This is a genomic window from Paenibacillus sp. J22P59 (assembly GCF_059383895.1).
In genome coordinates, this window is record NZ_JBXENX010000011.1 from 154337 (window position 1) to 174093 (window position 19757).

Annotated in this window: 21 protein-coding genes and 1 pseudogene; 17 read left to right on the top strand and 5 right to left on the bottom strand. The window is 41.1% G+C overall.

Annotated elements, in window-relative coordinates; genetic code table 11:
- The first annotated feature begins 5 nt into the window (after nt 1-5).
- The 8 genes from AC50YO_RS19370 to AC50YO_RS19405 all read left to right on the top strand — a co-directional run bounded on the left by AC50YO_RS19370 (nt 6) and on the right by AC50YO_RS19405 (nt 6355).
- Complete coding sequence (locus AC50YO_RS19370) at nt 6-941, top strand: UCP032817 domain-containing protein (RefSeq protein ID WP_494849787.1); 936 nt, start codon at nt 6-8, stop codon at nt 939-941.
- Nucleotides 942-968: 27 nt separating this feature from the next.
- A complete protein-coding gene (locus AC50YO_RS19375; RefSeq protein WP_494849788.1) occupies nt 969-1700 on the top strand; it encodes a peptide ABC transporter permease in 732 nt (243 codons plus the stop codon).
- Nucleotides 1701-1761: 61 nt separating this feature from the next.
- Nucleotides 1762-2115, top strand: a complete 354-nt coding sequence (locus AC50YO_RS19380; protein ID WP_494849792.1) for a VOC family protein — start codon at nt 1762-1764, stop codon at nt 2113-2115.
- A 139-nt stretch (nt 2116-2254) separates the two neighbouring features.
- On the top strand, nt 2255-2905 hold the full coding sequence (locus tag AC50YO_RS19385; RefSeq protein ID WP_494849793.1) for a hypothetical protein: 651 nt from the start codon (nt 2255-2257) through the stop codon (nt 2903-2905).
- A gap of 14 nt (nt 2906-2919) precedes the next feature.
- Nucleotides 2920-3573, top strand: a complete 654-nt coding sequence (locus tag AC50YO_RS19390) for a M48 family metallopeptidase (RefSeq protein WP_494849795.1) — start codon at nt 2920-2922, stop codon at nt 3571-3573.
- Nucleotides 3574-3797: 224 nt separating this feature from the next.
- Nucleotides 3798-4481, top strand: a complete 684-nt coding sequence (locus tag AC50YO_RS19395) for a hypothetical protein (RefSeq protein ID WP_494849797.1) — start codon at nt 3798-3800, stop codon at nt 4479-4481.
- Between the two features lie 627 nt (nt 4482-5108).
- Nucleotides 5109-5714: a DUF2087 domain-containing protein gene (locus AC50YO_RS19400; RefSeq protein ID WP_494849798.1), complete on the top strand. Its 606-nt coding sequence runs from the start codon at nt 5109-5111 to the stop codon at nt 5712-5714.
- Nucleotides 5696-6355 carry a hypothetical protein gene (locus tag AC50YO_RS19405; RefSeq protein ID WP_494849800.1) on the top strand — a complete coding sequence of 220 codons (660 nt, stop codon included), beginning with the start codon at nt 5696-5698 and terminating at the stop codon, nt 6353-6355. The genes AC50YO_RS19400 and AC50YO_RS19405 overlap by 19 nt, the downstream gene beginning before the upstream one ends.
- 306 nt (nt 6356-6661) lie before the next feature.
- Here the strand turns inward: AC50YO_RS19405 and AC50YO_RS19410 are convergent, their stop codons facing one another.
- From AC50YO_RS19410 to AC50YO_RS19420, 3 genes are all read right to left on the bottom strand, one after another.
- Nucleotides 6662-8506 (bottom strand): ABC transporter ATP-binding protein, encoded by a 1845-nt coding sequence (locus tag AC50YO_RS19410; RefSeq protein ID WP_494849801.1) that lies wholly within the window; start codon nt 8504-8506, stop codon nt 6662-6664.
- A gap of 480 nt (nt 8507-8986) precedes the next feature.
- The gene (locus AC50YO_RS19415; RefSeq protein WP_494849803.1) at nt 8987-9553 is read right to left on the bottom strand and encodes a TlpA family protein disulfide reductase; all 567 of its coding nucleotides are present in this window, start codon (nt 9551-9553) and stop codon (nt 8987-8989) included.
- Nucleotides 9550-10056, bottom strand: coding sequence for a MauE/DoxX family redox-associated membrane protein (locus AC50YO_RS19420; protein ID WP_494849805.1), 507 nt, complete (start codon nt 10054-10056; stop codon nt 9550-9552). The genes AC50YO_RS19415 and AC50YO_RS19420 overlap by 4 nt, the downstream gene beginning before the upstream one ends.
- Before the next feature lie 504 nt (nt 10057-10560).
- On the opposite strand from AC50YO_RS19420, the gene AC50YO_RS19425 reads away from it, so the two are divergent.
- The 5 genes and pseudogenes from AC50YO_RS19425 (at nt 10561) to AC50YO_RS19445 (ending at nt 13483) form a co-directional block, all read left to right on the top strand.
- Nucleotides 10561-10800 carry a nucleoside/nucleotide kinase family protein gene (locus AC50YO_RS19425; RefSeq protein ID WP_494849807.1) on the top strand — a complete coding sequence of 80 codons (240 nt, stop codon included), beginning with the start codon at nt 10561-10563 and terminating at the stop codon, nt 10798-10800.
- A gap of 169 nt (nt 10801-10969) precedes the next feature.
- Nucleotides 10970-11371 (top strand): hypothetical protein, encoded by a 402-nt coding sequence (locus AC50YO_RS19430; RefSeq protein ID WP_494849809.1) that lies wholly within the window; start codon nt 10970-10972, stop codon nt 11369-11371.
- A gap of 176 nt (nt 11372-11547) precedes the next feature.
- Nucleotides 11548-11862, top strand: coding sequence for a hypothetical protein (locus AC50YO_RS19435; protein ID WP_494849814.1), 315 nt, complete (start codon nt 11548-11550; stop codon nt 11860-11862).
- 238 nt (nt 11863-12100) lie between these two features.
- A pseudogene (locus tag AC50YO_RS19440) lies at nt 12101-12631 on the top strand (aminoglycoside phosphotransferase family protein); the annotation flags it as partial.
- A 276-nt stretch (nt 12632-12907) separates the two neighbouring features.
- On the top strand, nt 12908-13483 hold the full coding sequence (locus AC50YO_RS19445) for a GNAT family N-acetyltransferase (RefSeq protein ID WP_494849854.1): 576 nt from the start codon (nt 12908-12910) through the stop codon (nt 13481-13483).
- 81 nt (nt 13484-13564) lie between these two features.
- On the opposite strand, the gene AC50YO_RS19450 is transcribed toward AC50YO_RS19445, so the two are convergent.
- A complete protein-coding gene (locus tag AC50YO_RS19450) occupies nt 13565-14362 on the bottom strand; it encodes an AIM24 family protein (protein ID WP_494849817.1) in 798 nt (265 codons plus the stop codon).
- 120 nt (nt 14363-14482) lie between these two features.
- On the opposite strand from AC50YO_RS19450, the gene AC50YO_RS19455 reads away from it, so the two are divergent.
- From AC50YO_RS19455 to htpG, 4 genes are all read left to right on the top strand, one after another.
- A complete protein-coding gene (locus AC50YO_RS19455) occupies nt 14483-15349 on the top strand; it encodes a phosphorothioated DNA-binding restriction endonuclease (RefSeq protein ID WP_494849819.1) in 867 nt (288 codons plus the stop codon).
- Nucleotides 15350-15492: 143 nt separating this feature from the next.
- Nucleotides 15493-15903 carry a hypothetical protein gene (locus tag AC50YO_RS19460; protein WP_494849821.1) on the top strand — a complete coding sequence of 137 codons (411 nt, stop codon included), beginning with the start codon at nt 15493-15495 and terminating at the stop codon, nt 15901-15903.
- A 160-nt stretch (nt 15904-16063) separates the two neighbouring features.
- Nucleotides 16064-16240 (top strand): DUF3934 domain-containing protein, encoded by a 177-nt coding sequence (locus tag AC50YO_RS19465; RefSeq protein WP_494849823.1) that lies wholly within the window; start codon nt 16064-16066, stop codon nt 16238-16240.
- Nucleotides 16241-16525: 285 nt separating this feature from the next.
- Nucleotides 16526-18406, top strand: coding sequence for a molecular chaperone HtpG (htpG, locus tag AC50YO_RS19470; protein WP_494849825.1), 1881 nt, complete (start codon nt 16526-16528; stop codon nt 18404-18406).
- 51 nt (nt 18407-18457) lie between these two features.
- On the opposite strand, the gene AC50YO_RS19475 is transcribed toward htpG, so the two are convergent.
- The gene (locus AC50YO_RS19475) at nt 18458-19684 is read right to left on the bottom strand and encodes a DUF5780 domain-containing protein (RefSeq protein WP_494849827.1); all 1227 of its coding nucleotides are present in this window, start codon (nt 19682-19684) and stop codon (nt 18458-18460) included.
- Nucleotides 19685-19757: the final 73 nt, after the last annotated feature.

A 19757-nucleotide genomic window follows, 5' to 3' on the forward strand; every position in this document is an offset into this window, starting at 1 on the left:
TGCGAATGTTAAAGACAGTGATTGGGTGGTTTAAAGGCAGCGGATCATCAAAAAAATATAATAATAAGCCCTTGAAGAATGATGTATTGCCGAGCCAGTTAGGCATTCAAATTGAGGAAGGGCTCCCGATCGTCGAAGGCTTGAATAAGGCTTTATCAAGCTCCTATGCAGAGCAGGTGAGGGAACGAGTATTATTGGAGCATCCTAAATGGGCGAGTCATGAATTTGAGTGGGCATTTTTTGAGCTGAAACGGTATTTCGTTATGAACGCTCTGTTGAAATCGGTACCGATGTTCAGTGCAAGGGCTGATGATATTTGGCATCAGATGCTGATGTTTACAAGGGAATATGAGCAATTCTCGAAAGGGTTCTATCAAGAGCTGCTGCACCACACTCCTAATATGGATCGTAAGCCAATTCCTGATGAGAGAGCGTTCTTCGATTGGATTTATTTAAGCCTATTCGAAGCAACGCCGAACAGCAGAGTGATTTGGGGAGGCTTTTTACAACATCCTATGTCCAAAAAAATCATTAATGATTTCAGGAAGATGTCGGAGAAAGAGCTGCTTATTAAATATTTCAAGAATGATAAGGATTGGCATGAAGTAAAAAGCTACTTAATTCTTAAAATGAAAATTGAAATTAATGAAGCTGATCAGAGGAAGAAAGGGAGCATATCCCAAAATGTACGTCCGTCTTCGAATGCCAAAATGTATAATTATGCACTTGGGGCAGCCGTCTTTTATTCTATCTATGAGAACGAGCAGTACCAAGAGCAGATGGGGCATCTATTGCCTCAGGAATATAAAGCGGCAAGCCAGAACGGGGGCTCTTCATGCTCAGGCTTTGCGTGCGGCAGCTCTTCTGATCATCATGCTGGCGGAGGAGATTCAGGGGGAGATTCTGGAGGGTCCAGCTGCGGCGGAGGCTGCAGCAGTTAGTTCGAGTGGAATACGAGAGGATTGCGAATGAAAACAAAAGATGTGCTTTACATGATTCATAACCAAGAGGAACATGCGGTAATAGCAATGGGTATTGAATTTAAAGATTTTATTGCATCGTTAACTGTTAAGCCCAATAATATTTTACTGCTAGAATCGGGGTACGCCGGAGAAGACTTTCATTCTGGGCTAAGGTTAGAGTTCGTAAGAAAAGAGCATTTGAATGATCTTTATAATGAAGATGTATATGGATACGGTGATTTTTGTTGGATGGACTTCGGTGATATTACCTCTCTTGATCATCTCACATCGCAAGATAAAGCAGAGTTATTGTATTTGGGTCACTATAAGGAGCCGCTAGGCAGTCCATTTTCAGATAAGCTCTGTAACAGGTTTGTCTATTTGGCGCATGATGATGGGTGGTACAACAAGGTTTACTATAAGGATCAGAATGATTATATTGATTTGTTAACACAGTTCATTCCTAACCGATTGATGCCATATAAGAAGAAAGTGCCGCCATTAAGCGTGGAAATAAGCGAGCAGCTTGCTTCATTCGCCAGTGATGGCTTGCTAATGGATCTGTATCGGATGATTAAATCGAGGAATAGCGTGGAGATTCCTTTTTACGTAATCGGAAGGATCAAGGACCCCGACGATGTGTATAACAATATGGACAGATATAAGGCAAGAGCAAGGTCAGAATGTTGGCTTGTATATAAAAGAAATGAGTGGACGATAAAGAATTATCAACTATAATCCTGAGGAACAATAGATTGGATATCGGAGATTATAGCATTTCAGTGCAAGGAGGTTAATCATGAAGGTCAAGCGCATCGTTACAAATATAGCTGCGCAAGATATAGTGGCAGCGAAAAGCTTTTATCAAGATGTATTGGGTCTGGAGTTATTGATGGACCATGGCTGGATCGCAACCTATGGCTCGCAAGCGGAGATGAGTGTTCAGATCAGTTTTGCTTCGGAGGGTGGTTCAGGTACTTCGACTCCTGATTTATCCATTGAAGTGGATGATGTGGATACGGCATTCGAGCGTATGGAGAGAGCTGGATTTCGCATCGAATATGGGCCAGTAGATGAACCATGGGGCGTTCGGCGCTTCTACGTCCGTGATCCATTCGGGAAGCTTGTTAATATTCTTGCGCATTTGGCTTAATGAACCTCTTGGGACGATACAGAGTAGACAGAACAACTATCTACAATCAATTTAGTTGAGCGTTTAAAACTTTTCGCGAGTGGACCATGAAATCTTATTCTCCGTGTAGTTCGAGCAGTTAATAAAAAAGGAGTAGCCTATGGGGAACCCACTATCTAATAAGAAGAAGATTCGCGGCTGGAAGCGTCGAATCAAACAGATCGAACAATGGAAATTACGCTATATTGAATTGAATATGGAACAATTGAAGGTTCACCAAAGAGATTATGTGAAGTTATCGATTGATCCATTCTATAGGCTCACCAGACGTAACCCTCCTGTGTGGTTTTTTAGACTTCTGCTTGCGGCGATGGTTGAGGTTTATCATAGCTGGCATCGAACGCTGAAGCATTTGGATGAACCATTTTATCTTAAAATTTGGCTTTATCATCCCAATTTTATTCAATCCCAAATCGTTGTTGCTTTTCGTGAATGCATACATTTCTATGATCAAACATTTGATAAAAACAATGAAAATAAAGCCTTTCCTACACAAATTTTCGGAAATGCAGATGCTCTGGAGCAGTTTGAATGGGGACTTTATAAGGACTCTGATTACTATTGGCTCTCTCAACTGCAGGAGGATATCGAATTAGGATTGGGGACAGAAAAAGAAATGGAAACGATAAAAGCCAAAGCTTATCATCTAGAGTCTGTTGAGTTAGGCAATGGTGTGGATACACTCCTTCATGTAAAGGTAGGAGATGTCTGGTTGGGTGAAATAAGGTATGATGGTATAAAACCCTTATAGAAACGATGATGATTATGAAGATTACAATGGAAAATGAAAGTATAGAGCTGAATGTTCAATATGGGAACAGGAAGAAGATTTCCCTTCATATAGACTCGAATGGACTTGTGACAGCCAAAGTGCCCAACGGCACAAGTGATGAGATCATTATAAGTATGGTGGAACGTCACAGCATATGGATTCTAGAGCAATTACGAAAAGTTGCTAAAGCTCGGGAGCTTCCTACGGCAAGGGAATATCAGGATGAAGGAAAGTTTCTGCATCTGGGGAAAGAGCATTATCTGCATCAGTTAATTGACATTGGAGATTTAAATGAAGATGAACTGAAACGAAATCTCAAAAAGTTCTACTTCGCAAGCTGCAAGAAAATAATCGGAGAACGAATCGTTCCCTATCAAACACAGTTGAGAGTTAAGCCAAAATCCATTGAAATCGTCGAGTCTCGGACCAAATGGGGAAGCTGCAGCTCGGATAAAAAACTAACCTTTAATTACCGTCTGGCTATGGCTCCAATAGAGGTGATAGACTATGTCATTATTCATGAGCTGTGTCATCTGCATCATATGAATCATGACCGCTCTTTTTGGAGGCGCGTCGGAAGCATTATGCCGGACTATAAGGAAAAGGAAGAGTTTCTAGCCAGATATGGGCAATCTATGACACTTTGAGAATGACGCCTCCCACCTAAAGGGAGGTTTTTTATTGCGTTTTTTATTTCTGGTATATATGCAGGAATGGGTCTTCCCGTTGTTCTGGTTTTGTTAGATGGGAAGAAGGGTAAATAATGGGGGATGAGTTGTCATTTTCTTGGGAATAAAAGAACTTATCCGTAATACTATTAATCTGCGTAAACAATTGAATTAGAAAAATCGCAATAGAAAGGGAGAGTGCTATGCATAGGATGAAATATGTGGGGTGGCTAATTGTACTGGCTTCATTACTTGTTCTTGCTGCCTGTAATGGGACAAATAAGGAGGCGTCTGAATCACCACAACCAACAGAAGGCCAATCACAAGAAGAGCAGCCGTATGAGGAGAATCCCAATGAGGAGCAACCCGTAGAGGGAACTCCGCCAACCGTGCTGGAAGCTGCGACTACCGTTATGAGGGCACTTAAGGATGGGAATATGAGAACGCTCGCTGCGTGGGCACATCCGGATAAGGGAATTCGCTTTTCTCCCTATGCCTATGTTGATACAAAGAAGGATCTTGTGTTCTCCAGGCAAGAGCTCAAGGGGCTAATGGATGAATCTGAGGTTCGTGAGTGGGGAACTATGGATGGATCGGGTGAATTAATCAAGCTGAAGTATTCGGAGTATCATAAACGCTTCGTCTATGACGCCGATTTTTTTAAGGATGCTGAGATCTCATTGAATGAACAGCTCGGGAAAGGCAACACCATCAATAATTTAAATGATGTATACCCGAAGGCTAACCATAATTTTGTGGAATATTACATCGAAGAAACTGATCCGGAGGTCAAAGGCATGGATTGGCGCAGCTTGCGTCTTGTCTTTGAGAAAATAGGAGAAGATCAAGCCCTCGTTGGCATTATCCATGATCAATGGACGATATAAGAGAGATTAGAAGAAGCATTCGTCCGCGTTTGCAATTAGGTATCTGTGAATAGGTATAAGAAAGATGACTCTCCATTCCATGCGAAGGGAGGGTCGTTTTTTTGTTTTTGAAAAGACTATTTTCTTTGAGGATTCGAAAAGCGTACCGTGTTAATTAGTGATTTGATTTAGCGTTTGAGGCACAAAAGCGTTTGAGCAAGGTCCTGCAGTGAGGTGATTTCGCTAATGAATGAGGGAAACCACATAGAATATGTGCGATTTATTGAAAGTAGCGGGAGGTATGAGGCTAGCCTTACATCTCAGGAGGCCGGGCTCCTGAGCGATGAGGTTAGCCTCATAGAATGATCTTTAGTAATGGAAACTAGGTAGTACGGATGAAGATAGACTCATATAAAAGTGAGGTACCGTGTACAGTGCAGTATGGGAATGGTTGGTTAACTAGCTTCCTGTACGTTGTACTTTAATAGGATATGGACGTACTCGCCCAATCACTCTGATCCCGTATGTTGCCAGTAAGGTAGGAGTAGCAAGAAAATATTGACAGTAAATGAAAGGAGTTGTAACATCTATTTTAACATTTATTAAATTAGATAATAATTAAATTAGATAGGGGGAAATACATCGTCGATGCAATTAGAGAAGGTAGTCGCTTATCACAAGGCCCTTGCAGATGCTACGAGAATAAAGATATTAATTCTGCTTGCGGATGGAGAGCTTAATGGGCAAGTGTTGGCAGAAAAGCTATGTGTTACCCCGGCAACCGTCACGCACCATGCTGCGAAGCTCCGAGCAGCTAGTCTGATTAATGAGCGACGGGATAAGAACACGATCTTTTTTTCATTAAATCATTACTTCATCAAGAGCAACGCCTCAGCAACAGAAAATCTGATCTACCGTAAAGTGGATTTCCAAGAGGTGACGGACGTTATGGGTGATGAACATAAACGGTTAAAGGATGCTGCCATTCGAAACTTCTTCACGCCTGAAGGGAAGCTGAAGAGCATTCCTGCTCAGCTTAAAAAGAAGCTCATTGTGCTGGAGCATCTGGTGTCTCAGTTGGACAAAGGGCGCAAATATAATGAGAAGGAAATTAACGCCTTCATCAAAAACTTCCATGAGGATTTTGCAACGATAAGAAGAGAATTTATTATGCATCAATTCATGTTCCGTGAAAGTGAAGTTTATGAATTGAATCCACGGGAGCTGTGGGCGAGATGGGAGACGCTATCGTGACCACTACGCTAGGTATTCTTGGTGTAACACATGATCCAGAGCTTAGGAGAAAGTATCATTTGCCGCTGGAGCTGATAGAAGAGTTAATTATAGAATTCGAACCTGATGTTATTTGTGGGGAAGTGCTGCCTGAGAGCTGGGAGCAATATAAGAGAGATAGCAGTTACCGCGGATATTGGGGAGAGCCGCCGAGCGAATACTGGGAACTAATTTTTCCCTTATGCATACAAAATCATTATGAATTCATTCCGATTGATTGGGTGGAGCTGGATGTTTGGATGGATTTTGATCCTTTTAACCACTATGAGGAAGAACAGAGGCAACAACTGAATGGTGAGCTAAACGAATGGTTCCAACGGCAGCTTGCCACATGGGATGCCGGTGCTATTCCGTTAAATTCACTCGAATATGATAAGGTCACGAGAGAAATGTACCAATGGTTGGAACAAATAAATCCGCAAGCCCATTTATTCAGGTGGGTATGTCGGCACTTGATTATGATTCAGCGAATAAAAAATGCGATCAAGAAACATTGTGGAAAACGAATTCTATGTATTGTAGGAGCTGACCATAATCATGTGTTGTATGAGGGGTTAGTGGAGGAGAGGGAATTACTGCTGGTTTATCCTTTAAATAAATAAGGATGAAATATGATATCATCTGGGATTTGTTAATAATACTGGATAAAGAGGGGAGTGCTGTTACTCTCCTCTTTATCCTACCTACATAAATTAATGAGAGCAAATGCCTGGAAAATTAACTTCGGAATTGCAATTCACCGGAAAACGTACACGAATATTTCTTTCGTCACGCAGTACCCAGCACATGTCGGAAGAACAAAACTCATGTACCGTACACATTATAAGTCCCCCTCTCTAGAAACATATATATAGTTAAAGGCAGGCAGATGCCTTAACTATCGGTAAGAAGAGATTACGATAGTTTGGTTAAGCTGTATATCGTTTGGCCTGAGTATTAAACATTTCGGCATAAGCTCCGTTGTATCTTAATAAATCGTCATGTCTTCCTTCTTCAATAATTTCGCCGTTGTGCATGACGAGTATTTTATCGGCATGCCTACAACTGCTTAAGCGATGGGAAATCATAATGCTTGTTTTACCCTCGTAAAGCTTGGCGAAGTTGTCGTAAATCTCGGCTTCTGCTCTAGGGTCCAAGGCGGCTGTTGGCTCGTCCAAAATGACAATCTGAGCATCTCGCATAAATGCACGGCTTAGTGCAATTTTCTGCCATTGACCACCGGATAATTCATAGCCATTGTTAAACATGACCCCGAGCTCCGTATCAAGCCCATTGGGCAGCTTCGCTAATCTAAGTCCTGCTTTGTCTGCTGCCCTCTCTACAGAAGCATTATCACCTATTTGATCATGCCCCATAGCAATGTTCTCCCGGGCGGTCATTTGATAACTTACAAAGTCCTGAAAAACTGCTGACACATTGTCGCGCATGCTCTTTGGATTAATGAAACGGATATCAATTCCATCGAATCGAATGGTTCCTTTATTTGGCATGTAAAGCCCGAGTAGACATTTGACCAGTGTACTTTTTCCGGCACCGTTTTCCCCTACAATTGCGATTTTTTCACCAGGTTTAATTGAAAAGCTAATATTTTTAAGCAAGGGAGAAGTATGGGTAGCGTAAGTAAATGATAGATTATCAACTTCAATTTGATCTGTTAATTGGAGAGGGAATTGCTCAATCCTATCGCTCGTGTTCTCTTCATCCAAATCTATATAATTTAGAACTTCGCTCACAAATAAAGATTCTTCGTAGATACTTGCTATACCGGTTCCAAGACTCATAATCATGCCCTGTATCTGCCCAAGAGCTTGGGTCAGGGAGACGTAATGACCAATTGTTAATGATCCACGCATACCGAACAAGATGAGCACGGCGATGACGGCAATATCCATAAGCGATTCGAATAAATGAACCAGCAGCATTCGGGAGCCTGCTCGTTTTTCTAGTTCATAGCGTTCGTTAGAAGTTTTCCAGAAAAGCTTTTTCCATTTGGAGAGCAGATAAGAAATATGATTATACACACGAATTTCTTTAGCAGCGTTACGACTTAGAATAGTTTGCAGTAGATAATGAGTCTTTCGTTGTTCAGGTGTTTGAAGTAGCATTTGAAGGAATTTTTCTCTTCCAAAATAAGTATTTACGAGTATAGTTGGGACAATCATGAGAAGGACTACGACCGCCAGTATCCAATGAAAGGAAAGTATAATTCCAATTAAGCCGATTAAAGAGATACAAGTTCGTCCAGCATCTGATAACTGATTAAATATTCTGAATCCCTTGAGATCTAGACCAAAGGTAGTTCGTTCTAACTGGTCATAATAGTCTGCACGGTCAAAGAAGCTAAGAGGAAGTTTTGATGATTTTTCCATCAACACTCTTTCAAAATGGTATTTAAGATTTTGCTGTGCCCGCAATGCAATAATAGATTCTAAGTAAGAGCATATTCGTTCAGTTAATACAACGATCGTTTGTAAAGCTAGTAGTTGTAAAGCAGTGGTTAATAGCTGTTGTTGACCTGAGAATATTTGTGTGACGGTGTCAACTAATTCTTTGATAATATAAATTTGAACGAGAGGTACGAGAGAGGAAATTGCTTTGATTAAAATCAGAAGTAGTGTCGATCCTGGTATTACCTTGAACATAATAGGCAAGAATCGTCGGAACACATCAATTACTACGTGTTTCTTATCATTAAAAGAGGGCTTCTTGCTGTTGAAAGGAATTGTGCGCACCATATTCACCTGCACCTTCATAAATATAAGTGAAGAGCGGAATTCGCTCTTCACTTTGTAAGGCTAGATTAGCAATCACCACATGACATAGGCACAGAGTGAGACAAACCTCCTCCGCATTCATAGACGTGAGTTCCAGAATATTTCGGTTCTGATCCTGCACATCTATTGCAATAAGTAATCAGTTGACACATATCTTTCACCTCCTTTGTTGCAAAAGTATAATGTTGCTTATCTTATAAGAGCGCTTCTTGTGTTGATAGAAGTGGTGTACAGCATAATCACCTACTTCTATAAATTAGCATTGCCCACATGGCTTATCCTCACTGTGACTCGTTCCGCCGCCGCAATGATAAGTATGAATTCCTGAATATCCTGCCCCCACACATTTATGACAGTAAGTAGATAGTTGACACATAAGATTCACCTCCTTTCATGCAAATTATTTATAGTGAAAGGCAATAGCCTTTACTATCTCATATGGATTACTAGAGTCTATTATCAAGACGCTTGAAGAAAATTTCCTTTGTTAAGCAATAACACCAGTTGTTCTTCTTCTAAGACAACGCTCTTGGCAATGATCTCCCCTTGAGGAGAGAGGTAATAGAAGAAGGGAGCAAATGATGTTTGAAAGTCAAGTAAATTTGATATAGGAACGACAGGCATAGTCAGATGATGAGTAATCATATTTTGTAGGACATCCTCTTCTTTTCCTTCGCTCAATAAAACAATTTGTAGGCTTAGAAAATTTTTATTGTACTTTTCTAGAAGGGGATAGATGGCTTTGCACTGGCTACATCCAAGAGAAGTAAGCGCTATTAAAAATCCTCCACTGGCTGGAATTCTTTTGAGATTAATTGATCCTTTGTTTACCGATTTAAACTGCAATTGCGGGAATACCTCTCCCCGAGGAATGCCGTGATCTTCCTCTATGAGAGTATGCTGGTGTGATAATTCTGTTATTTTGATAGGCTGTGCCCGCTTAGTTCTACCTAATTGAATAAGCAAGTAGGTTTGTATAACGACAATCAACCATAAAAAAAGATAAGAAATTTGAAATAGGCTCATGAATTGGCATCTCCCTTGAATAAATTTTTATTCTTGAATAAAAGGTAAATCATAATTAGTCCAAGGGAAAGTCCGAATCCCCCAATCAAGTCAGTTATGTCTGTAGAGAGAAGGGAGGTAGATTCATCTCTCGTTACTCCTGCAAGGGATAAAAGAAAGAAAGGAGTTGCTTTCGCTATGGTGCCCCAACCGAGTTTTTCTTCGCTTGCTTTGCCGAAGCAATTGCACGGCACGTCCAGCTTCTTATGAATGGAGTAGGCAGCTACGAAGCAAAAGCAGAGAAATAAGAGCAGAGATCCTATTTCACCAAACCTTCGAGTGGGGTCTGCCAATAGTAATGCTGCAATAATAATTTCAGCTGCTATAACTAGCCAGGTCGAGTATAATGGGAAGCGTAATTTCTCGATTGTTTTTTTGAAATCTTTGTAAGAAATGATTTTAGTTATAGACGAATATAATAATATAGTTGATAAAAAAATAGATATTGATAAATTAATATTCACCTTCATCCTCCCCAAAATTTGTTATTTATTCCATGCACACATCATACAATGCGCTTTGAATAGATATCAACTATTTTTTGTTAAAAATATTAATAATGATAATAAATACCTAAATAGTGTATTAAAAAAAATAAACAGGTACTAAGGCTGTATTGACTTTAATCGTTTGGCTAATCATGTCTGAACATGGAGTGAAAAACGACAGGGAGTACATGTAATGTGTAATTTATCTGCTTTTCTTTTGCCCAGTTTGTCATATTGGGGTAGCGTTTGCTCATACCCTCTTAGTGGAAAAGAGACGGATTAAAGGCTGAATCCGATTAAATAGAACTGCTGATATAAGTTGAAACAAAAATCAAAAGAGGCTACTACCCTATATCTCATAGGTAGTAGCCTTGTAATTAACAATGGGCATACTGGCAGCTTTTCATTCGTATATGTATGGAGAGCTATAATAGCAATAACAAGAGGCTACATTATAGCTCGTTTAGGAGGTTAATAACTTTGCTTATTATTGAGATACAGGAGCGAATAACGTCCAACGGCATTCGTCGCAGCTTTATAGTTGGAATTGATAGTCTTGGCAGTGCAGGAAAAACGACTTTAGTGGAATCGCTTGTTAATGACCTTAATAGCATAGGGTTCAAAGCAATCGTGCTGCATATTGATGATTTCGTACATCCTAGACAAGTTCGTTATAACAATTTGCATGAGGAATGGTATTATTATTTGCAATGGAGATAAGAGTAACTCATAGAAGAATTATTGTTTCCCCTACAAACAGGCGATGAATTTCATAAATAGATTTAGAGTTGTTATAAAAGAAGATGGTTCTATAAGAACTGCTTATCCTTATATTAGTAGCTATCCTATTTCGAAACCAAAAGATTAAGTTAATTATATTGGAGGGAACATGGAAAATAATTACCCTAAATATGTTACAAGAGAAGTAATGTACGCACTCGCGGAGAAACTCAACTTACCTGAACCAGATAAATATAGTCAAGACTGGGAATACGAAGTAGCCAACCCATCAAGAATTGATGAATTTCTTATCTTCTACGAAAATGGACACTTAGAATCTGATGAGAAGTTTGCATTGATGATCGTTGTCATTTCATCATTCAACGACTTATTAAGCGAAAAAGGAATGGAGTTGACGGTTTGGGAACAAATTAAGCGTACTCTCGTGAGCGATAGTAAGATTCACATGAATACAATCCTCTATTGGTCAAGGGCAGAAGAAGAGTTGGAAGATAGTTGGGAGATAACCCCATATATGAGAGAGGTCTTAAACTTGGTGAAATCTCAATAATATTGATGTACCTATAAAATGCTTGAGAATATAACCTCATTGTCTGAAACGGTTTCCCTCCTCTAATTTCTATAATATTGCTATCTTCTTGCTCATTATGGTGAGAACCTGTGCTTTTTTGGGTAAATAATATCATTCGAGTAATAGAGCTGGCGGAAATAAAGGAGGAATTCTATATGGCAGTATTAGGGATCTTACTGATTATTATAGTGGTATTTAGCTTCATTACTATTGCATCGTTATTCTTGGTGAAAGATCCACGAATCAATAATATAATGTTTGCAGTTACCTTTGTATTAGCTCTTCTTATTACTTATATGAATGTGACGGCCCAGCCGAGCAATTGGATTGCTTCGCAGATTGTTGCCGCTTTGTTCGGCTTTCTTGCGATTCTCGGTATTGTCATGAAGCTTATGCACAAGGCTTTTGCAGCTAAGTTGCTCGTTACTGCATCGATTGTTCTAGGCATTCTTCAAATATTCATGTTTTGAAGATAGGCTCCCTTCATGATTATCTATAAATCTCCTCTATCATTTGATAGAGGAGATTTATTTATTGTGTATAATAATGGATATAACATTAAATGATTGGATTGAATAGATTCGACTATTTTCTGGAAGGAAGGTTTACTTGATGAATGCTGCAAACATTCAGGATGTGAAATGGATAGAACGAAATGAAAGATTGGATGAGCTCTTGCACGCAGAGGTTGCTTTAACGACGGATGTTATGGATCAGGGCTTTGAGGCTGAGGTTGTGAAGCTAAGCTCCGATCAAGCAAGCTTTGTAATGAAGGTATGGAATAGAAACGCAGCGCCGGATGTTGGGTTCCAATACCATTTATTGCACGCTCTCTATGATCAACGATTGCCAGTTACGAGGCCGCTCGGCTGGGGAACAGACTCGAAAGGGCATGATGTCTTATTAACTGGCTTCGACGGGGCGCCCGTCGTCAAGCTGGGTGAGAATGAAATAACGAGCATTGCGACCATGCTGGTAAGCCTGCATCAGACATCTGTGGATGACTTGGGACAGGTACAGCTTCCGCATTATGATTTTATTGATTATTTCTATCCTCAGATCAAAGAACATGCCGATCTCTATTCATTACTCCAGCCTCTTGTTGATCTTGCTCAGTTGAAGCAGGAACAAGTTATACATGGCGATTTTCACCTAGGAAATATAGTGGAGGCAGATGGACGGTATACCGTGATAGACTGGACGAACGCTCAATTAGGAGATGCCCGCTATGATTTCTCATGGTCTCTTCTATTAAAAAATATCTATATTCCCAAGCAGTATGCCTCGATATTCCGGTCCGTCTATTTATCTGTCAACTCGATGTCAGAGCAAGAGCTTGAGCTATTCGAAGCGATAGCCTGCATCAGATGGATTTTGCTCCATAGAATGGGCTTCGTTCCTAAAGGCTCAGATACGATGAAGAGGGTTCGGGAACTGATCCAGAGCAACTCCAATTTGAGAGAAGCAGCCCTGCACGATTTTCCGATCATAAAGAAGGCAAGCAATGCCGCCAGCATGAATATAGCGGTCATATTTGATCGTTTTCCAGTGCTGCAATCAGAAGAGTGTATCCTGAAAAAGATAGAACCACGCCATCTCGATTCATTATTCGAGATTTATAATAATGATAACGTGTTTGAATATTGCGGAATTATTCCTAAGCATAATAAGGATACGGTTAGTAACATGATCGGACATTTCGAAAGAGATTTCATGAAGCGTTCACGAATCAAATGGGGGATATTCACCCAGCGAGAACCAGATCAATTGGCAGGGATTATTGAAGCTTTTGATTTCAATCAAAAGGTGAATATGGTGACGATTGGGTATTATTTGGCGGAATCGTATTGGGGGCATGGAGTGGCAACGGAAGCCGTGAAGACGCTGCTGTCTTTTATGTACAACGATGCTAATGTCAATCGAATACAAGCAGAGGTTATGCCGCTGAATGGAGTTTCCAAGAGGGTACTGGTGAAGAATGGCTTCATTCAGGAGGGGACATTAAGGCAAGCAGCACTGTGGGCTGGCAAGGGTGTGGTGGACCTAGAGATTTATAGCATTTTAAAAGAGGAGTATGAAGCAGAAAAGTAAATTGTGCCTGAATCCGTCTCTTGTGGGTATACGTGCAAAAACAGTAGAAAGGCTGCAGCCTTTCTACTGTTTTTATGCAAATTAAGATGTACGTACAGCGCCTGGGGCTGGTACTTTGTAGTCGATTAGAGGGGCTAGCCACACATTACCAGTTCCTCGGTATACATTGACTAGTCCTTCACCTGATGCAAGTGAGCCCATGATCGACTTGCCAGATTTCTCAACGGTGAAATCTAAGGAGTTGGACCACATGATTGCGAAATTGCCGTCTACTTTAAGCACATCATTAGTCAACTCGACCATGACGGCTTCTTCTGTTGGAATCGGTGATTCCAGAGCTAGCACTCCTTTGCCCCTGGCGCTTAAATTGAAAAAGCCTTCTCCGCCTAATACGGCAGCGGAAGCTTTTTTCCTGGCCGTTACCTTTAGCTCTAACGTGCTTTCACATGCGAGGAACATGCCGTCCTGCATAACGATGTGGTCATTATCGACATCGATTAACCACAAATACTTGTAGGTAGGCTCAAGCATGATCGTCCCTGTACCTTTATAGACAGGCTTAACGGCACTTTCGCCAGTTACTGCACCGGATACGACATTCCGCAGCAGTCCGCCAACCCCTTTTATGCCGCTTGTCATTTCGATATTGCCGGCCATATACTGCATGGCTCCTGCGCTCATAGATATTTCATTATTATTGAGCTCGACCATGATTTGTCTTTTTCTCATATTGCTCTGATTCATATAGAAATTTTCTTGAGCATCTGATGAGTTGGTGCAGCTAAGGTCCTGTAGATACTCTATTACGCGAAAAACACCAAGCTGTTCTTTCACAACGACGTTGCTATTATCTAATACATTGTTAATTTTAATGGCCATTAAATAATGCCTCCTAAATGAGTTAGTAGTTGTATGAGATTCGAGTATATTGTACTATGTATTTACATATTTAACCACGTGAATTGTTGAATGAGTTAGAATGAGGGAGTGCAGCTTTGAATGGATGCAGATGAGTTAAAGAGCAAGATGAAGAATTTGACGATCTGGAAAAAGAACGGACAACGAGCACCCCATAAGCCGCTATTGATTCTGATTGCACTCGCCCAGCTTCAGCAGGGAGAGCTTGTTTTGCCATATGACAGTATACGAGGAAAATTAAAAAACATGCTGATGGAGTTCGGTCCGCCTAGAAAGTCTTTTCATCCAGAGGAGCCCTTCGTCAGGCTGGTCAAGGATGGGGTTTGGGAATTGAATGCTCCTGTTGATCCTAATCGCTTTTCCGATAAGCAGCTAGTAATGAATCAAATAGAAGGGGGCTTCCCTGAGGATGTTCTTACGCTGCTTAGAGGTAATGGCGAACTCATTCAACAAATAGCGGGGCAGCTGCTCGAAGATCATTTTCCGGAAACGATCCATCAGGATATCCTTGAAGAAATAGGCTTTGAATATGCAATGAGGAAGAAGCTTCGTCGTGATTCTGATTTCAGGCTCAAAATATTGAGGGCCTATGAATATAGCTGTGCGGTATGTGGATTTAATGTACGGTTAGGCAATCATCTTGTAGGTATTGATGCCGCACATATCAAGTGGCACCAAGTGGGAGGTCCTGATATCGAAGAGAATGGCATTGCCTTATGCTCACTCCATCATAAATTGTTTGATCGAGGGGTCTTCACTATTACGGAGGAACGGGAGCTGCTTGTTGCGGAAGAAGCGCATGGTACGAAAGGATTCGAAGAATGGTTGATGCGCTTCCATGGACAGAGGATTAGGGCTCCGATTAGTCCCATCTACCAGCCTAAAGACAGCTTTACAGGATGGCATAGCAGAGAAGTATTCAAAGGGCCTGCGAGATATAAAGCTTAGGCATAGGAAATTAACCTGAATAATTCATATAAATAATAACAAAACGTAATATAAATTTGTCTAATATAGTAATAATATGTCGCATTATGAATGATTATGATATAATCACAATGCTGTCATAATTTATTAGGGGGATTTTGAACGTGAACAAGAGTGGGGGATTATTATTATCCGTAGTAGCGGCTTTGTTAGCTGCTATTATTGGAGGAGCGATTTGGGCGCTCATTGCTATACTAACCGAATATGAGCTTGGCTTGATTGCATGGGGAATCGGGGGTCTCGTTGGCTTTGCGGTTACGATTTTCTCAAGACCAACCATTACAGTGGTCCATCAAGTTATCGCTGTTATACTAAGCTTGATCGGGATCTTACTTGGCAAGTATTTCATCTTTGGCTACTTTATGAAAGAAAGCATCGGCGGAATATTCGGAAGCGATACGATGTCGATCTTTATTGAGAATATCGGAGAGTTTTTCGGTGGCATGGATATTGTATTTGTTCTGTTTGCCGTAATTACGGCTTGGAGACTGCCAAAGTCTTTAGCTAATAGATAATAGAAAGAACGCCTGTTGACTGCCTATTCTAAGGCTGGAGACAGGCGTTTTATAATTGAAACTGTTATTTAAGTTCAGTCCGCAGTTGAATGCCTGCCTTATTTGTTGTATATTTCATCAGACAAGCAAAACTAACCTACAAACAAAACGGAGTGAGCATATGAGTAAAGCTAAGGCAAAAGGTGGAACGGGCAGAGGGACAGATAAGAAGGGCTGGAACCGCTGGCAGGCTGCTGCCAAAAAAGCGGCAAATACACCAAAGCCATATAAAAGCAAAGGCACCAAAAAACCAGATGCAACAAAGGGCACAACCGAATCAAACAAGCCAAACGCCTAAGACAGGGGATGGCTTGATTTTTTTTATTACAGATTGTACAAATAGTCCTCGCACGCCCCTCCTTCCCTGTACTTAATTTACTCCTGTAAATGCAGCTTCATTAATTCCAGACAAAAGGGAAAAGATAACTTACACATATTGACATGCAAAATTAATTTATGTTATATAAAAAGAAGCGTTAGCACTCTGATGATTTGAGTGCTAATTCTCCTGTCTAATGGTATAATCATTAGGACTGTTTCACCTTATCAGTTCAGTTGTGTAGATTGAAAGGAGACCTATTCAATGGCAAAGAAACAATTTAAAGCAGAGTCCAAACGATTATTGGAAATGATGATCAACTCCATTTATACGCAAAAGGAAATATTCCTCAGAGAGATCATCTCTAATGCCAGCGATGCTATCGACAAAATATATTACAAGGCCTTAACCGACGACCAATTAGTATTCAACCAAGAGGATTATTATATTAAGGTAACGGCGGATAAGGATAACCGTACGTTAACGATTGCAGATACGGGTATCGGCATGACCAAAGAAGATCTGGAGAATAATCTGGGGGTCATTGCGAAGAGCGGATCCTTAGCCTTCAAGAAGGAGAATGAAGCCAAGGACGGCCACAATATTATTGGCCAGTTCGGGGTAGGCTTCTATTCTGCGTTCATGGTGGCAGATGTCGTTACGGTTGTCAGCAAAGCGCTGGGCAGTGAAGAGGCTTTTAAGTGGCAATCTACTGGCGCTGAAGGCTATACGATTACGACAACCGAGAAGGATTCGGTAGGTACGGAGATTACACTGAAAATTAAAGAGAGCACCGAGGATGAGCAATATGACGAGTATTTGGATGAGTATCGCCTTAAAGCGATTATCAAGAAATACTCCGACTTCATTCGCTACCCAATCAAGATGGATGTGAAGGGCCAGAAGCCCAAAGAGGGCAGCGACGATGAGCTTGAGGATTATCTAGAAGAGCAGACCGTTAATAGTATGGTTCCGATCTGGCGCAAGAACAAGAGCGAGCTGACGGCAGAGGATTACGAGAACTTCTATTTCGAGAAGCGTTATGGCTTCGACAAGCCGCTTAAGCATATTCACATCAGCGCTGACGGCGCGGTGGTATATAATGCGATCCTGTATATCCCAGAGAACACACCATTTGATTATTACACCAAAGAGTTCGAGAAGGGTCTTGAGCTGTATTCTAATGGTGTACTGATTATGGACAAATGCTCGGATCTGCTCCCCGACTACTTTGGTTTTGTCAAAGGGATGGTCGATTCGGAGGATCTGTCACTGAACATTTCTAGAGAACTGCTTCAGCATGATCGCCAATTGCAGCTTATTGCTAAGAATATTAAGAACAAAATCAAAGGCCAATTGCAAAGCTTACTGAAGGAAGAAAGAGAGAAGTATGAGCAATTCTACAACGCCTTCGGCAGACAGCTGAAGTATGGCGTATACAGCGATTATGGCATGAACAAAGAGCTGCTGCAGGATTTGCTGCTATTCCATTCTTCCCAGGACAAGAAGCTGGTTACTCTAGATGAATACGTATCGAGAATGCCAGAGGATCAGAAGTATATCTATTATGCTTCCGGAGAGTCGATTGCGCGGATCGAGAAGCTTCCTCAGACAGAGCTGGTGGCAGATAAAGGGTATGAGATTCTTTACTTCACTGACGATATTGATGAGTTCGCGATTAAGATGATCCAGACCTACAAAGAGAAGGAATTCAAATCCGTATCCAGCGGCGATCTGGGCATTGAAGCGGATGCAGAAGAGAATGCTTCTACAGAAGAAGAGAATGACAGCAAGGATCTGTTCGCTCATATGACCAGCCTGCTGGCTGGCAAAGTGACAAGGGTGAAGGCGTCGAAAAGGCTGAAATCCCATCCTGTCTGCTTATCCACCGAAGGTGAAGTGACGATTGAGATGGAAAAAATCTTGAAGGCTATGCCGAACAGCCAAGATGTCAAAGCCGACAAGGTGCTGGAGATCAATGTCAATCATGAGGTGTATCAATCGCTGAAAGCTTCTTATGAGCAAGACAAAGAGAAGCTGGGCTTGTATACGAATCTCTTGTATAACCAAGCGCTTCTAATTGAGGGTCTGCCTATTCAAGATCCAGTAGAATTCACGAATGATATGTGCAAAATAATGGTGTAACTATTAAATCCCCCACCTGCTGAATGATTTCGAGCAGGTGGGGGATTTTTGTTATACGACTTTATTCAATGGCTTCTCTTTGTATTGCTCGATCCAATACTCATAATATTCATTCGTCCATTTCGTTCCGTCGTAATATTCAGCCTCTTGGACAATAGCCATTACGGTCGTAATCCCATGGGCTTCATCAAGGCTCCAGCCCTTATCCTTGCCGAAGGTTTGATTAGGCATGATATTCGCATCGTCAGCTGTGCCCGTATATTCATAAGCGCCGCCAGAGAAGCTGAATTGAGGCAGAATTTTAATAGGCAGACCGTTATTGTCGAAGGCAAGCATGGCGATCGTCATGTTTTTGACCTTCTTGTTGGATTTATTTTTGACGACGACCTGGATCATATCGGGATATAAAGATTTATAAGTATCGTCTTGAATAATAATGCCTGCTGATTCAACGACTACTTCTTCTTTTGTTTTTAGCGAGTCGATTTTCTTTTGAAGCTCAGCAGCAGCCTTATCCTCTTGCTTCTTGACATAGACAGTTTTCTTGGCAGCCAAGTCGGAATCCTCGCCTAGCAGAGCAGAAGCATCATCAATCAACTTAATGGCTTCTTCATAGCTTTCTTCGGAAGAGAGCTTGTCTGCGTCCGCTAAGACTGCTTTTTTATAGTCAGCAGTGGTTTCCTCAATTAAGTCTTGCGCTTCCTCATAATTGGCTTGATCATCCTTGATCACTTTGCCTAGTTTCTCAATTGCATCCTTGATCTTGTCTTCTTCCAACAGCTCTTTCCCAGTTTTGAATGCGGTTCTAGAGTCGTGAAGCTCGGTAATTTGCTGCTCTGCCTTGCTTACGTCGCTTTTAATAAGCTTGGTTTTTTCTATCGTTTCCAGAAGCTTGGCAGCTTCTTTGAAGTTAATGCTTTCTTCCTCGAATTCTCGTACAGTAGCCTCCAGATTCTTCTTAAGGAAGGCTTCAACCTCAGTCTCTTGCTTCATGTCCCCTTCGATTTCCTTCTCGTAGAGGGTAATTGCATTCTCATAGTTATTTTCATGAATGGCTTTTTTGAATTTATCTACAGGGCTATTATTCAAGAGAATAAACAGCAAGGCTGCGACAATAATGAGAATCAGGCCGCCAGCAGCACTCCCGATCACAATCCATTTTGTTTTGCTCGACGGTTGTTTTTGGCTAACAGTTGGAAGCTCGGTCACTTTGGCGCCACAGCTAATACAAAACGAGCTGTTCTCAGGAAGCACTGTGCCACATTTATTACATTGCATAATAGTAAAACCCCTCTTTTCTAGTTATTACGACAATATATCCCTTGAGTACTAGGACTATAGAATCACATTC